The sequence below is a fragment of the Rhizobium sp. S96 genome, assembly GCF_030382195.1.
Lineage (GTDB): Bacteria > Pseudomonadota > Alphaproteobacteria > Rhizobiales > Rhizobiaceae > Rhizobium.
Window position 1 is genome coordinate 241,017 of sequence record NZ_JAUDRY010000037.1, and the last position, 12,618, is coordinate 253,634.

The window sequence follows — 12,618 nt, forward strand, 5'->3', positions numbered from 1 at the left end:
CGCCGGTCCCAAGCGCCAGAGACCCGCGCGTTCATGCGGCAAGGTTAACGCCCGAGGGCGAGCCATAAGAGTTTGTTTGTCAAAGATTATCAGAGAAGTGGAATGATTTTGGCAAGCGGGGCGTTTTTGCCATCAAAACGATACAAAGGTCCCCTAGGGAAAAATCGTCACCCTCATCCTTGACTCCCCAACAGGCCAACCCTAAATGCAGGCCGCTAGCACTCATAACAAGAGAGTGCTAACACCCATCCGTGCAGGCCGCTCTCGGCCTGCGAGTGTCATTTGATCGAGGGATTAGACAATGGCAAGCACCAACTTCCGCCCCCTTCACGATCGCGTCGTTGTTCGCCGCGTTGAGTCCGAAGAAAAGACCAAGGGCGGCATCATCATTCCTGACACCGCCAAGGAAAAGCCGCAGGAAGGCGAAATCGTCGCCGTCGGTTCCGGCGCTCGTGACGAATCCGGCAAGGTCGTCGCTCTCGACGTCAAGGCTGGTGATCGCGTTCTGTTCGGCAAGTGGTCCGGCACCGAAGTCAAGATCAACGGCGAAGACCTTCTGATCATGAAGGAAGCCGACATCATGGGCATCATCGGCTGATCTGCCGGTTATCCCGACCCGTTTATCGCTGACACCCCTTTTCAGGAGTAACCAAAATGGCAGCTAAAGAAGTAAAGTTCGGCCGCTCTGCGCGCGAAAAGATGCTGCGCGGCGTCGACATCCTCGCTGACGCAGTGCAGGTAACCCTCGGTCCGAAGGGCCGTAACGTCGTTATCGACAAGTCCTTCGGCGCTCCGCGCATCACCAAGGACGGCGTATCGGTCGCCAAGGAAATCGAACTCGAAGACAAGTTCGAAAACATGGGCGCTCAGATGGTCCGCGAAGTTGCTTCGAAGACCAACGACATCGCCGGCGACGGCACCACGACTGCAACCGTTCTCGCCCGCGCTATCGTTCGCGAAGGCGCCAAGGCAGTTGCTGCCGGCATGAACCCGATGGACCTGAAGCGCGGTATCGACCTCGCTGTTGCAGAAGTCGTCAAGGACCTGCAGGCCAAGGCAAAGAAGATCTCGACCTCGGCTGAAGTTGCTCAGGTCGGCACGATCTCAGCAAACGGCGACAAGCAGGTCGGCCTCGACATTGCTGAAGCCATGCAGAAGGTTGGCAACGAAGGTGTTATCACCGTCGAAGAAGCCAAGACCGCTGAAACCGAACTCGAAGTCGTCGAAGGCATGCAGTTCGACCGCGGCTACCTCAGCCCGTACTTCGTCACCAACCCGGAAAAGATGGTTGCTGACCTCGAAGACGCTTTCATTCTCCTCCACGAGAAGAAGCTCTCGAACCTCCAGGCTATGCTCCCGGTTCTCGAAGCTGTCGTTCAGACCGGCAAGCCGCTCCTCATCATCGCTGAAGACGTCGAAGGCGAAGCTCTTGCTACGCTCGTCGTCAACAAGCTGCGCGGCGGCCTGAAGATCGCTGCCGTCAAGGCTCCTGGCTTCGGCGACCGCCGCAAGGCCATGCTGGAAGACATCGCGATCCTCACGGGCGGCACTGTCATCTCCGAAGACCTCGGCATCAAGCTCGAATCCGTTACGCTCGACATGCTCGGCCGTTCCAAGAAGGTTTCGATCTCCAAGGAAAACACCACGATCGTCGACGGCGCTGGCGCCAAGTCGGACATCGAAGGCCGCGTTGCACAGATCAAGGCTCAGATCGAAGAAACGTCTTCGGACTATGACCGCGAAAAGCTGCAGGAACGCCTTGCCAAGCTCGCTGGCGGCGTTGCCGTCATCCGCGTCGGCGGCTCCACGGAAATCGAAGTCAAGGAAAAGAAGGACCGCATCGACGACGCTCTCAACGCGACGCGCGCTGCTGTTCAGGAAGGTATCGTACCGGGCGGTGGTATCGCTCTGCTGCGCTCCTCCACGAAGATCGCCGCCAAGGGTGAGAACGACGACCAGGAAGCTGGCATCAACATCATCCGCCGCGCTCTGCAGGCTCTGGTTCGCCAGATCGCAGAAAACGCTGGTGACGAAGCTTCGATCGTTGTCGGCAAGGTTCTCGACAAGAACGAAGACAACTTCGGCTACAACGCTCAGACGTCTGAATATGGCGACATGATCGCCATGGGCATCGTCGACCCGGTCAAGGTCGTCCGTACGGCTCTGCAGAACGCAGCTTCGGTTGCTTCGCTGCTGATCACGACGGAAGCCATGATCGCCGAGCTGCCGAAGAAGGACGCACCGGCCGGCATGCCTGGCGGCATGGGCGGCATGGGCGGCATGGACATGATGTAAGACCTTCGGGTCTGACATCTGAGCCAACCGGTTCAGTTATGGAAAGGGCGGTCCTCGGGCCGCCCTTTTTGTTGTGATTCGCCCATGGAATGCTGAAACGTTTAATCGCCGGAGAAGGCGCAAAGGCCCCTGGCGAGGCTTTCCCCAGGCTTGCCACGCTATCGCTTTTTTCAACTCTGGATTTTCGTTCGCGATACGCGCTTTCCGCACAATTTTGCGTTCAACAGCCGATTGAAAGCGTTTTCATTCAATCATTTTTCGGTTTTTTAGCAGTTCTAGCGCAAATTTTTGCTCCAACCTGCGGAATGTCTAGCCTTGCAGGAAAGCCTCTGTGCGTAAAAAGTGATTGATGTTCGCGTAAAAATTTCTATAAATCCCGCCTGCGCTCGATCCGATGATGAGCGGCTGCTCGACCCCATAAAGGGCGGCTATGATCATCGCGGCGCCGAGACGGTCTTTAAGACGCCACTTACAAGACACGTATCTAAAGTTGTGCAAGACTCGGAGATATGGACGCGGTTCCCTCAAGAAGAACCCGGCAACGCAGCCCCATATCCTGATCGCCCGAGCATGAGGCACGGCGCGGCATGAGCCTGTTATGTTTGCCGGGCGTGTGGCGGGGGAAGCCACACCCAAACTGGGGAACGAATTGTTTAAGATCGCGAGAACCAACGTCGCCGCACCGCTCATGCCGGGATCGCTGGATAACGATAATCACGAACACGATCTTCTGGCGCAGTACTCCATTTCGGAGACCTGGGTTGGAGACTTTTCCAGCGGCGTGATCCGCTTGAAGGAACGAAGCGCCAAGCTCCACGGCCTGATAACGCCGGAATGCGGCCTTCTGAGCCTTATGCGGTGCTACGACGCCAACGACCACCATCGTATCCTGGAGATATTCGAACAGGCGGCGACACGCTCCTCGTCCTTCTGTTTCTCTACGACCATCATCATGCCGAATGGATACCGTCAGCCGCTCTTCTGCATGGGAGAGTCGAATGGCTACGAGGAAGCCCACAGCGGCAGCCTGCTGGGCGTTTTCATCTTTCCTCGCTTCAAGACCAACACCGACGAGCCGGTTGTCCGCCGCCAGTAGGGTCATTGAACCGCGAACTAAAAAGCCGGCCCCGCGAGGGACCGGCTTTTCTGCTTTGAGTGCGCGAACCTTAAGGGCGCGGCGGTATGTTCAGTCCCTTCTCGCTGGCAGGACGTGCGATGCAGCGCTCCAGCCATGCCATCGTCGCGGGGAAACTGGCGTAGTCGAGAACCTCCCGGCCTCCATAGAAGATATCCGCGCCACGAAGCCACGGGAAGGTCGCGATATCAGCGATGGTGTAGCTGTCGCCCATGATCCATTGGCGACCCTGCAGCCTTGCTTCCAGCACCGACAGGAGGCGCTTGGATTCATCGCGATAACGCTCCATCGGGTAGGAATTGTTGGCGACCTTGTCGGCCGCGAACTTGTAGAAATGACCGAACTGGCCAAACATCGGGCCGATGCCTGCCATCTGGAAAAAGACCCACTGGATGGTTTCGTAGCGGCCTGCCGCATCGGCAGGAATGAGCTTGCCGGTCTTCTCCGCGAGATAGAGCAGAATTGCGCCGGACTCGAAAAGGCCGATCGGCTTTCCATCCGGACCGTTGGGATCGATGATCGCCGGAATGCGGCCGTTCGGATTGAGCGATACAAATTCGGGGGATTTCTGGTCGTTCGTCCCGAAGGAAATCAGATGCGCTTCATAGGGCAGCGCGAGTTCTTCGAGAGCGATCGAGACTTTCACGCCATTCGGCGTCGGCAGCGAATAGAGTTGAATGATATCGGGATTGTTTGCCGGCCAACGCGTCGTAATGGGAAAAGCAGAAAGGTCTGTCATTATCAATCTCCATGTTCGGGAGCGAACATAGAAGACTGTTACGGACCGTGACAAGCCACGGATTCGACCCTTGATCGTTCAACATTATAGAACAAAGCGTCCCCTTCCGTCTATCTTTTCACGACAGCAAAAAAAGGCGACAACGTGTCATCCGAGATCAACAACGTGCCGGGGCACAGGATCTCAGCTCATTCAACCGGAGACAGTTCCATGTCGAATACCCAGAACACCGTCATTCTCGTCGCACGCATCCTGCTCTCGTTCATCTTCATCTATTCCGGCTTCGGCAAGCTCACCGATCCGTCCGGCACTGCCGGCATGATCACCGGCGCCGGCCTGCCTGCTGCAACCGCGCTCGCCTATCTCGCTGGCGCATTTGAACTCGTCACCGGCATTGCCGTTCTCGTCGGCTTCCAGACGAAGATCGTCGGCTGGGCACTGGCTCTCTTCTGCGCATTCACCGGCCTCGTCTTCCACTCTGGTACCGTTGCCGTTCCCGGCTGGCCGGATGCAGCACTTGGCTGGATCAACGCCCTGAACGGCATCATGCTGATGAAGAACTTCACGCTGGCCGGCGCTTACATCCTGCTCGCCACCTTCGGCCCGGGCCTCTACTCGATCGACGCCCGCCGCGGTGCCGTCACGGCAGCCGCCTAAGCGAATATCGCATTCTCCCAAGCATGCTCCACCCGCTGTCGGAAGACAGCGGGTTTTTCGTTTGCTCGCTGAAGAAAAGTGCTGCGCGCCGGGAGCGGTTACGAAATCCGCTTCGCCAGCCAGACGGTGGCGCCGCCGCATTGCGGATCCTGCACGACATGAGCAACAACCGCGAAGCCGTTATCCTCGAGCAGTGCGGTATATTCCTCGGTCGAGAGGCTCGCGTGATAGAGCGGCTCACCGCCGAACTCGCCCATCGCCACACCATCGAAATGGCCTGCCGTGAACATCAGCGCCGCGCCGGGCGCCGAAAGGGCTGCGAAGCGCGGAAACATCGCGCGCTGGTCGCTCTGGTTCAGATGGAAGAAGCTGTGCCAGGCCAGAATGCCATCATACTTCGCCGGCAGCGAGAACTGCCGCATATCGGCGACGAACCATGCCCGGTTGGGAAAGCGCTCGCGGCAAAGACCGATCAGCGTTTCCGACGCATCAACACCCGTCACACGAAAGCCGTCGCGGATCAGGCTTGCGGCAATCGGCTCGCCGGCACCGCAGCCGAGGTCGAGAATATCGCCGCGCGGCGGGACGAGCGCCGTGAACCGGTCCAGCCAAGGCTTTTCGAACAGGTTACGACCGCGAAGATCATCGAATGCGAGGGCATGACGCTCATAGAGCGCGATGATGTTCTCGTCCTCGCCCGCCATCACAAGGCCGCGCGGACGGCTTCGACCAGCCGTGCGACAGAAGGCGCGTCGCCATGGCTTTCCTTGCGGGCGCGCACGAGGCACGCCTCGGAGCGCAGGATGACGCCGTCGGAGAGAACCTTCAGATGGTTTGCCCGCAGCGTCGAGCCGGTCGAGGTGATATCAACGATGATATCGGCGGACCCAGACGCCGGAGCGCCTTCGGTGGCGCCGAGGCTTTCGACAATGCGATAGAGCTGAATGCCATGCTGGCTCGAGAAGAACTGCTGCGTCAGGCGCCAGTACTTGGTGGCGATCGCGAGACGCCGGCCGTGCCGGGCGCGGAAATCGGCGGCAACATCGCCAAGATCGGCCATGGTATCGACATCAAGCCAGATCTCGGGAACGGCGACGACGACATCGGCGTGACCAAAACCCAGGCGGGCGCAGACTTCGACGCGCTTGTCGGCCTCGGCTAGGCCTTCCCGAACCAGATCCTCGCCGGTGACACCGAAATCGACGGTGCCATTGCCGAGCTCGCGGGAGATTTCCGATGCCGACAGAAAGGCGACTTCGACGTCGTCCCAGCCCTCGACGCGGCCGCGATAGGAACGATCATTGCCAACGGCGGTAATTTTCAAGCCGGCGCGTTCGAAGATCGCCGAAGCGTCTTCCTTCATTCGGCCCTTGGAGGGAAGCGCGATGGTAATCGTCATCAGGCAGCCCTCTCGGTTGCGATGCGGTCAAGCCAGAGGGAAAAGCCGACAGCCGGAATGCGATCCTTCGCACCCAGGAAGCTCATCAGTTTGTCGAAGCGACCACCACCGGCCAGAACAGCTTCAGAGTCCTCGACGCCAATCTCGAAGACCAGGCCGGTATAATAATCCAGCGGACGGCCGAAGGCGGCGCGATAGCTGATCATGGAAAGATCGATGCCGGCATTTGCAAGCGCAGCCACTCGTCCGTCGAAGCGTGAGAGCGCGTTGCCGAGCTTCAGCCCTGCAGCGTCCGCGAAGCCGGACAGCGCGGCAGACGCGTTGATCAAAGGCACGTCCAGCGACAGGAATTCTTCCAGCACGCGGAAAGCCGCATCATCGAGGCGCGTTTCCGAGAGGATCAGCTTCTCCGTCAGCCGGCGCGCGATTTCCTGCGGCGAACGGCTGGCGTTTGTGGAGTAGCCAGTTTGCTGCATCGTTGCGTCGATATGCGCCACGAGAGCCGCCTCGTCGCCGGCGCCGATCAGGCGGGCGATATCGTCGTCCAGACCGGTGACGAACTGCGGGCTGACCAGGCTTGCAAGCAAGGCCTCGAGCTGGATCATGTTTCCGAAGGCGTGGATCAGGCGCTTCTGCCAGCCGAGCGGCAGGCCCAGCGCCTGAACTACGGCTTCGAACACCGCCTGGTCGCCAATGGTGATCGCAAGGCGCTTCCCCGGCAACAGGCGCGCAAGGATGCCGGCGGCATCGCTGATTGCCCGCGCATCGGCACTCGCAATATTGATATCGCCGAGATCTTCGATCCCGGCCTGGTAGAACTCGCTGCTGCCGTCACGGCGCTGGCGGAAGACTTCACCGAGATAGGAATAGCGCTTGGGCGTGCCGGTCGCGGTTTCGATATGCTGAAGGCAGACCGGGATGGTGAATTCCGGGCGCAGGCAAAGGCTGGCGCCGGTCTCGCTTTCCGTCATGAAGATACGGCGGCGCAGGTCTTCGCCGGCAATATCGAGGAACGGCTCGGCCGGCTGGATGACGGGCGTATCCACCCGCTCCGTCCGGCGCGCGGCGAATTCGTCTAACAGATCGGAAGAGAAATCGGGCAGGTTGATCAGGGGCATGGTGCTGCTCCCAAATAAAGGCCCCTCCCCAACCCCTCCCCACAAGGGGGAGGGACTAAGTCGGGGTCGCTGTCGAGCAAAATCCGAAACGTAGCGGCACTGGCCAACAATGGATTGGGCAGGCCGGCGCGACCGAAAGCCCCTCCCCCCTGTGGGGAGGGGTTGGGGAGGGGTTTTTCAACCATTCGACGCTCGCTTGCGATCTTCCGCCTGCGCCGCCAGGATTTCCTTCACCTTGGCGACCAGATCGGCCTCCTTGACCGTCTCCTGCGCAACGCGGGCCTCGCGCCACGAGGCGTTGTCCTCGATCTCGCCGGAGAGGCGCTTGCCCTCGATCAGGTCCTTGATCTGCACGACGCCCTCGGCGCGCTCATCGCCGCCCTGGATGATGGCGACGGGGCAACCGCGGCGATCGGCGTACTTCAGCTGGTTGCCGAACTTCTTCCAGTTGCCCTGGTACATTTCGGCGCGGATGCCGGCCTGGCGGAGTTCCTGGGTGATGCGCTGGTAGCCGCCCATGGCCTCGACATCGCCATCCATGACGGTGACGAGGACGGGCTCGATGACTTCGCTCTGACCGAGCTTGCCGAGGTTCTTCAGCGCCGTCATCAGGCGCGAGACGCCGATGGAGAAGCCTGTTGCCGGAACCGGCTGACCCATGAAGCGGGAGACCAGACCATCATAGCGACCGCCGCCGCCGACGGAACCGAACACGACCTTTTCGCCCTTCTCGTTTGTGACGTCGAACAGCAGTTCGGCTTCGTAGACCGGGCCGGTGTAGTATTCGAGACCGCGGACAACGGAGGGATCGATCTTGATGCGGTCGGACTGGTAACCGGCGCCAGCGACGAGGCTGCCGATAAAGTTCAGCTCCTCGACGCCCTCAGCACCCTTGGAGGTGCCAGCGACGAGTTCCGCCAGCTGGGCAGCGCTTTCCGCATAATCCTTGATGCCGACGAAGAAGAGGACCTTGTCGATCTGGCTCCGGTCGAGGCCGGCGCCCTTGGTGAAATCGCCGGACTCGTCCTTGCGGCCCGGGCCGAGCAGGAGGGCCACGCCCTCGGGACCGAACTTGTCGAGCTTGTCGATGGCACGCAACACGTTGAGACGCTGCGCAGCCTTGTCGTCGCCGCCGAGGCCGATCGCTTCCAGAACGCCGTCGAGAACCTTGCGGTTGTTGACGCGGATGACATAGTCCCCTCGCTTGATGCCAAGCGCTTCCAGCGTGTCCGACATCATCATGCACATCTCGGCATCGGCCTGCACGCCGGGCGCGCCGACGGTATCGGCGTCGAACTGCATAAACTGGCGGAAGCGGCCGGGGCCGGGCTTCTCGTTGCGGAACACATAGCCAGCGCGATAGGTGCGGTAGGGCAGCTGGATCTCGTTGAAGTTTTCCGCGACATGGCGGGCGAGCGGCGCCGTCAGGTCGTAGCGCAGCGACATCCACTGCTCGTCATCATCCTGCAGCGAGAAGACGCCTTCGTTCGGCCGGTCGGCATCGGGCAGGAACTTGCCGAGCGCGTCGGTGTATTCGAACAGCGGCGTTTCGACTGGATCGAAACCATAATGCTCGTAGACTTCGCGGATCTTCGCGGTCATCTCGTTGACAGCGCGAATATCGGCCGCCGAACGATCGACGAAACCGCGGGGAAGTCTGGCCTTGAGCTTTTGTGGTTTCTTCTGCTTGTCGTTCATTTCCAACGTCTTCCGCTCAGTGTGACAGTGGCGGTTTCCTAGCGGAAAGGGCCGGATGCGGCAAGGGCGAAGGCCCTTGATCCGGAGCACAGAATCGATTGAACGAGAGAGAATGGACCGAATGGCGGAGCTATATGATGATCGCTGAAGCACTTCTCTACGCCGCGACTGCCTGGCGGACGCAGAAGGCGCACCGCAAATATATCCGCTACTCGATCAATCTCTGGTCCCGCGCCAACCGCTGCAGCCGGCAATGGGCCGAGCATGAGGAGAACACGAAGCGGTCAATCCTTGCCGCCATGGCGGGTTGCAAACAGCGGCGGACGGCCGTGGTGCTGGGGTCCGGGCTGTTGCGCGACGTGCCGATCCGGGAGCTGGCAGCCAGCTTCGATACCGTCGTTCTGATCGATCTCGTGCATGTCGCGACGGTGCGGCTGAAGATGCGGAGCAAGATCTATCGCAACGTCCGGCTGATCGAGCGCGATCTCTCGGGCTATGACGAGCTTGCCGCCGGCAAGGCGCCGGAGCCGCTCAGCTTCCTGCGCAACGTGCCCTATCTCGACTTCGTGGTTTCGGCCAATCTGCTCTCGCAGATCGGGCGCGGGGTGCAGCGGTGGTTCGAGGCGGAGCGGGAGCGGATGCCTGCCGATACGGCGGAACAACTGATCGCGGCGCATCTCTCAGGGTTGTCGCGTATGCCGTTCAAAAGCTGCCTCGTCACCGACGTGTCCTATGCGGTGATCGACCGCAACGGAAATACCCACGAAGAGAGCGACCTCATGCACGGGGTCGCGGTGCCGGAGGCGCGGGCGGCTTGGGCCTGGCCGGTGGTGCCGATTGGAGAGGAAAGCCAGGATTACCAGGTGATCCATCAGGTGATTGCGGCCTGGTGAATTGCAAGATATCGTGATGCAATCAAAGATTTATTGTATCACTTTTATTTTGCGATATCGTATCGATGAAGATCGTTTGGGATGAGCCGAAACGCGTCCGCAATGCTGCAAAGCACGGGCTGGATTTTTGCGACCTGGATGAGGATTTCTTCGCGGCGGCGTTGATCCTCGACGCCAGGAGCCCACGGTTGAAGGCCGTGGGTGTCCTGATCGAGGATGTGATCGCCGTCGTTTTCGCCGTTCTCGGGAGCGAGGGGATTTCCGTCATCTCGATGCGACGGGCAAGCCGCCAGGAAAGGAGGCTCTATGAACAATTCCAGTCGAAAAATCCACGGCCTCACTGACGAGGAAGAAGCCGCGATCCAGCGCGGCATTGCCGAAGATCCGGATAATCCCGAATGGACCGAAGAGGACTTCAAAAAGGCTCGTCCCTTCGCAGAGGTCTTCCCCGAGCTTGCCGAAAGCATCAGGCGCTCGCGTGGTCGCCCGGCAGTGGAGCAGCCGAAGCGGCAGATTTCGCTCAGGCTCGACCCTGATGTGATCGATGCCTTCAAGGCGACTGGCAAGGGATGGCAAGGGCGGATCAACGATGCGTTACGCAAGGCGGCCAAGCTTCGATAATGCGTGTCGCCATCTTGGCAGCCGCCGCGGGTTTGCCTATCTTCAGCCCATGCGCTTAATGGCCATCGCGACAATGATGCTTGCCTGGTTCGCCTATGGGACGATGTCCGCATGGGCGGGATGCCCGATGTGCGCCTCGATGAACCAGGTGGTGAATGCCGATGTGAATGCCAGTGCGCAGCACCATCATATGGCGGGCATGGGCGATACGGCGAAGGCCGACACGCCGGCGACAGATCCATGCCCGGCGGGCGGCACGGTGCATATGCCGTTCTGCTCCGCCTGCCTTGTCGTGCCACCTGAGGCCGCCGTCCATGCCGATGGCAAGCAGGTGTTTTCCTACCCCTCCCCTGATGTCGCGCTCGCCCTTCCAGGGGCACGACCCGCGCCTTTGGCACCGCCTCCCCGAACAGCCTGACAATCCGATTTTCGACCGCATTTCGCGGCTTCGCGCCGCATTCCGAAATTCCATTGCCAGAAACAGGAAGGATATCCCATGTCTATGAAAATGCTCGTTATTGCCACAAGCCTTGTGGTTTCGGCCTCCCCCCTCCTTGCGGAAGACATGTCGATGGACATGAGCAAGCCGATGGGCAACCACAGCGCGTCAAGCCATGCGTTTGCCGAGGCCAATGCCAAGATGCACAAGGACATGATGATCAAGTATAGCGGCGATGCCGATGCCGATTTCGTCCGGGGCATGATCCCGCACCATCAGGGGGCGATCGACATGGCCAAGGTCGAGTTGCAATACGGCAAGGACCCTGAAATCCGCAAACTGGCGGAGGCCGTCATCAAGGCCCAGGAGGCCGAGATTGCCGACATGCAGGCCTGGCTGAAGGCCCACGGCAAGTAACAGCGGTGGACGCCGGAGCTCAACTCCGGCGTCCTTCCGTTCATGCCTGCGGTTCGAACGGCGCGGGACGGCGGCCGGCACCCTGGCGGGCGAGCATCCAGCCCGGATATTCGGGCGCGAGCTCACTCACCTCATCAAGCTTCTTCAGATCGTTTTCATCGAGCTTCAGGCCGACGGCAGCGAGATTCTGATCGAGCTGCTCGACCCGCTTGGCGCCGATGATGACCGTGGTGACAAACGGCTTGGCGAGAATGTAGGCCAGCGCCACCGTCGCGACGCTTACGCCATGTTTCGCCGCAATCTCGCGCATGACGGCGACGCAGGCCCAGGCCTTGTCCTTATCGACCGGCGGGAAGTCGAAGGTCGCGCGGCGCCCCTCGCCGTTGCCGGGCGCGCCCGGGCCGTATTTGCCGGAAAGAAGTCCGCCGGCAAGCGGCGACCACACCATCAGCCCGAGCTTCTCCTCGTTCATCAGCGGCACGATATCACGTTCGAGATCGCGACCGGCGATCGAATAGTAGGCCTGAACGGTTTCGAAGCGGGCAAAGCCGCGCCGTTCGGAAATGCCGAGCGCCTTGGCGATGCGCCATGCCTGCCAGTTCGAGACGCCGATGTAGCGGACAAGACCGCGCGACACGAGGTCGTCGAGCGCACGAAGCGTCTCGTCAATCGGCGTCACCGGATCGGTGGCATGGATCTGGTAGAGATCGATATGATCTGTCTGCAGGCGCTCCAGACTGGCCTCGACGGAGTCCATGATATGGCCGCGTGAGGCACCGCGATCATTCGGCTTGTCGCCCATGACGCCATAAACCTTGGTGGCGATGACAACATCCTTGCGCGGCACGCCGAGGTTTTTCAGGGCCTGGCCAAGCAGCCGTTCGGATTCGCCCGAGGAATAGACGTCGGCGGTGTCGATGAAGTTGACGCCGGCGGCAAGGGACCGTTCGACGATCCGGTCGGCAGCGGTCTGGTCGACATCGGCAATCGAACCCCACATACTGCCTTCGTCTGCCGCCCCGAACGTCATCGTCCCCAAGCAGATCTCGGAGACGAACAGCCCGGTATTTCCAAGTTGATTGTAACGCATGATCGGACACTTCCTTGTGGTAGCCACCCGGCGGACGCCGGCGGAGTCATGAACCCTTGATATTGGTGACCTGTGCGGAATGGTGCGCGCCCTCATTGGCTGCGCGGATGAGACGGC

The 12,618-nt window shown here is 60.5% G+C and carries 15 protein-coding genes; 9 read left to right on the top strand and 6 right to left on the bottom strand.

Annotated elements, in window-relative coordinates:
* Positions 1–301: 301 nt before the first annotated feature.
* From groES to QTL94_RS26015, 3 genes are all read left to right on the top strand, one after another.
* Entirely contained in the window at positions 302–598 is a 297-nt protein-coding gene (gene groES, locus QTL94_RS26005; RefSeq protein WP_004675403.1) for a co-chaperone GroES, read from the top strand.
* A gap of 56 nt (positions 599–654) precedes the next feature.
* Positions 655–2,295, top strand: coding sequence for a chaperonin GroEL (gene groL, locus QTL94_RS26010; protein WP_153269573.1), 1,641 nt, complete (start codon positions 655–657; stop codon positions 2,293–2,295).
* A 649-nt stretch (positions 2,296–2,944) separates the two neighbouring features.
* Complete coding sequence (locus tag QTL94_RS26015; RefSeq protein ID WP_289803518.1) at positions 2,945–3,391, top strand: hypothetical protein; 447 nt, start codon at positions 2,945–2,947, stop codon at positions 3,389–3,391.
* Positions 3,392–3,461: 70 nt separating this feature from the next.
* Here QTL94_RS26015 and QTL94_RS26020 read toward each other — a convergent pair whose 3' ends face one another.
* The gene (locus QTL94_RS26020; RefSeq protein WP_289803519.1) at positions 3,462–4,169 is read right to left on the bottom strand and encodes a glutathione binding-like protein; all 708 of its coding nucleotides are present in this window, start codon (positions 4,167–4,169) and stop codon (positions 3,462–3,464) included.
* Between the two features lie 210 nt (positions 4,170–4,379).
* Here QTL94_RS26020 and QTL94_RS26025 point away from each other — a divergent pair, with 210 nt between their 5' ends.
* Positions 4,380–4,826, top strand: a complete 447-nt coding sequence (locus QTL94_RS26025) for a DoxX family protein (RefSeq protein WP_065689623.1) — start codon at positions 4,380–4,382, stop codon at positions 4,824–4,826.
* Positions 4,827–4,924: 98 nt separating this feature from the next.
* Here QTL94_RS26025 and QTL94_RS26030 read toward each other — a convergent pair whose 3' ends face one another.
* The 4 genes from QTL94_RS26030 to hisS form a co-directional block, all read right to left on the bottom strand.
* Complete coding sequence (locus QTL94_RS26030; protein WP_065689622.1) at positions 4,925–5,530, bottom strand: class I SAM-dependent methyltransferase; 606 nt, start codon at positions 5,528–5,530, stop codon at positions 4,925–4,927.
* Entirely contained in the window at positions 5,530–6,225 is a 696-nt protein-coding gene (gene hisG / locus QTL94_RS26035) for an ATP phosphoribosyltransferase (RefSeq protein ID WP_289803520.1), read from the bottom strand. The genes QTL94_RS26030 and hisG overlap by 1 nt, the downstream gene beginning before the upstream one ends.
* Positions 6,225–7,343, bottom strand: a complete 1,119-nt coding sequence (locus QTL94_RS26040) for an ATP phosphoribosyltransferase regulatory subunit (protein WP_289803521.1) — start codon at positions 7,341–7,343, stop codon at positions 6,225–6,227. The genes hisG and QTL94_RS26040 overlap by 1 nt, the downstream gene beginning before the upstream one ends.
* 177 nt (positions 7,344–7,520) lie before the next feature.
* Entirely contained in the window at positions 7,521–9,041 is a 1,521-nt protein-coding gene (hisS, locus tag QTL94_RS26045) for a histidine--tRNA ligase (protein WP_289803522.1), read from the bottom strand.
* 137 nt (positions 9,042–9,178) lie between these two features.
* Here hisS and QTL94_RS26050 point away from each other — a divergent pair, with 137 nt between their 5' ends.
* The 5 genes from QTL94_RS26050 (at position 9,179) to copM (ending at position 11,411) form a co-directional block, all read left to right on the top strand.
* Positions 9,179–9,934, top strand: coding sequence for a hypothetical protein (locus QTL94_RS26050; protein WP_289803523.1), 756 nt, complete (start codon positions 9,179–9,181; stop codon positions 9,932–9,934).
* 65 nt (positions 9,935–9,999) lie between these two features.
* Positions 10,000–10,278, top strand: a complete 279-nt coding sequence (locus QTL94_RS26055) for a BrnT family toxin (RefSeq protein ID WP_289803524.1) — start codon at positions 10,000–10,002, stop codon at positions 10,276–10,278.
* Complete coding sequence (locus QTL94_RS26060) at positions 10,241–10,555, top strand: BrnA antitoxin family protein (RefSeq protein ID WP_289803525.1); 315 nt, start codon at positions 10,241–10,243, stop codon at positions 10,553–10,555. The genes QTL94_RS26055 and QTL94_RS26060 overlap by 38 nt, the downstream gene beginning before the upstream one ends.
* Positions 10,556–10,628: 73 nt before the next feature.
* Positions 10,629–10,973: a hypothetical protein gene (locus tag QTL94_RS26065; RefSeq protein WP_289803526.1), complete on the top strand. Its 345-nt coding sequence runs from the start codon at positions 10,629–10,631 to the stop codon at positions 10,971–10,973.
* Positions 10,974–11,051: 78 nt separating this feature from the next.
* Positions 11,052–11,411: a CopM family metallochaperone gene (gene copM / locus QTL94_RS26070; RefSeq protein ID WP_289803527.1), complete on the top strand. Its 360-nt coding sequence runs from the start codon at positions 11,052–11,054 to the stop codon at positions 11,409–11,411.
* A gap of 40 nt (positions 11,412–11,451) precedes the next feature.
* Here the strand turns inward: copM and QTL94_RS26075 are convergent, their stop codons facing one another.
* Positions 11,452–12,501, bottom strand: a complete 1,050-nt coding sequence (locus QTL94_RS26075; RefSeq protein WP_289803528.1) for an aldo/keto reductase — start codon at positions 12,499–12,501, stop codon at positions 11,452–11,454.
* Positions 12,502–12,618 lie beyond the last annotated feature (117 nt).